The organism is Mesorhizobium sp. M5C.F.Ca.ET.164.01.1.1, assembly GCF_004792125.1.
GTDB classification, from domain to species: Bacteria; Pseudomonadota; Alphaproteobacteria; order Rhizobiales; family Rhizobiaceae; genus Mesorhizobium; species Mesorhizobium wenxiniae.
This window is the reverse complement of record NZ_SRTG01000293.1, coordinates 1-343: the sequence shown is the minus strand read 5'-3', so window position 1 is coordinate 343 and position 343 is coordinate 1. Positions and strand designations below refer to the sequence as shown.

The following is a 343-nucleotide window of genomic DNA, read 5'->3' as shown; positions in this document are numbered from 1 at the left end:
CTATGTCGCGCGCATCCCCGGCCGCCGCATCCTCAGCGTGGCGCTGGACGTCGGCACAAGGCTGCCCGCCTACTGCACATCGATGGGTCGCGTGCTGCTCTCCGGCCTGAGCGCCGGTGAGATGAAGACCTTCCTCGCCGATGCAAAGATCGAGCGGCGGACGCCGAAGACGATCGTCAGGCGGGACTTGCTGGCCAAGGCGGTTCAACAGGCCGAGACGGACGGCTTCGCCATTGTCGACGAGGAACTGGAGCTCGGCCTGCGTTCGATAGCCGTACCGATCAGCGACCGTACCGGCCAGGTCGTCGCCGCCATCAACGTCTCGACGCAGTCGGCCCGCTTT

At 66.5% G+C, this 343-nt stretch carries 1 protein-coding gene; it reads left to right on the top strand.

The window, feature by feature from the left end:
* The coding region (locus EN807_RS33535) for an IclR family transcriptional regulator C-terminal domain-containing protein (protein WP_281405255.1) at positions 1-343 on the top strand (343 nt) is incomplete at both ends.